The organism is Oleiphilus sp. HI0080, assembly GCF_001635135.1.
In genome coordinates this window covers 1-968 of record NZ_LWFU01001120.1, presented here as the reverse complement: position 1 = coordinate 968, position 968 = coordinate 1, and the positions used below count along the sequence as shown (strand labels likewise).

Sequence of the window (968 nt, the reverse complement as noted above, 5' to 3'; positions counted from 1 at the left end):
TTTGAGAATGTCGATGCCGTAGTCTTGCTTGGGGATTTTAACGACTATCGTTCGTCTCCGGTGCTAAAGACGTTAGAAAAAGAAACGCAGAGTAGTAACGTTCTGACGGCTTGCGAGCGATATGACATCACTGAAAACAGGCGCTACATGATCGATCACATTCTGTTCAAGGGGGTGCGCTGCAAACAAGCGTTTACGCTTGATATGCAGTCTTTTTCAGATCACCCCATGCTTGTCGCTGAGTTTAAATTCTAGTTATCTTTCAGTGCGGCCTTTTTTTCGTCGTCGACCTGCTGAGCTTGTATAGCGGTCAGCGCAATAGTGTAGATGATGTCGTCGACAAGGGCTCCCCGAGACAAGTCGTTTACGGGTTTGTTCAGGCCTTGAAGCATGGGGCCCATACTTACCACATTGGCACTTCGTTGCACTGCTTTATAGGTGGTGTTTCCGGTATTGAGATCAGGAAAGATGAAGACTGTCGCCTGGCCTGCGACAGGGCTATCTGGTGCCTTCTTGGCAGCAACGCTTTCAATTGCCGCGGCGTCATACTGCAAGGGGCCGTCTATAATCAAATCTGGTCGTGCTTTTTGGGCAATAATGGTTGCTGCACGAACCTTTTCAACATCAGCGCCGCTGCCGCTAGACCCAGTGCTGTAACTAATCATGGCGACTTTGGGCTCTATACCAAAAGCGCGGGCAGAATCTGCGCTTTGAATCGCGATATCTGCAAGCTCTTCTGCGTTCGGTTCAGGATTGATTGCACAGTCACCATAAACCAGAACTTGCTCGGGTAGGCACATAAAGAAGATCGACGACACTACTTTCGCGCCAGGGCTCGTTTTGATGAGCTGTAGGGCTGGTCGAACGGTGTTCGCCGTGGTGTGAACAGCGCCGGAGACCAGTCCATCAACCTCGTCAAGCGCGACCATCATGGTCGCAAGAACAACGTTATCTTCAAGTAACGAGCG

General features: G+C 50.3%; 2 protein-coding genes. One reads left to right on the top strand and one right to left on the bottom strand.

Going from position 1 to position 968, the window contains the following annotated elements:
• A partial coding sequence (locus A3751_RS23250; RefSeq protein ID WP_197466563.1) for a hypothetical protein occupies window positions 1-255 on the top strand: 255 nt, incomplete at its 5' end.
• Here the strand turns inward: A3751_RS23250 and pta are convergent.
• Window positions 252-968, bottom strand: a 717-nt coding sequence (gene pta / locus A3751_RS20270) for a phosphate acetyltransferase (RefSeq protein WP_068458704.1), incomplete at its 5' end; no start/stop codon positions are given. The genes A3751_RS23250 and pta overlap by 4 nt on opposite strands.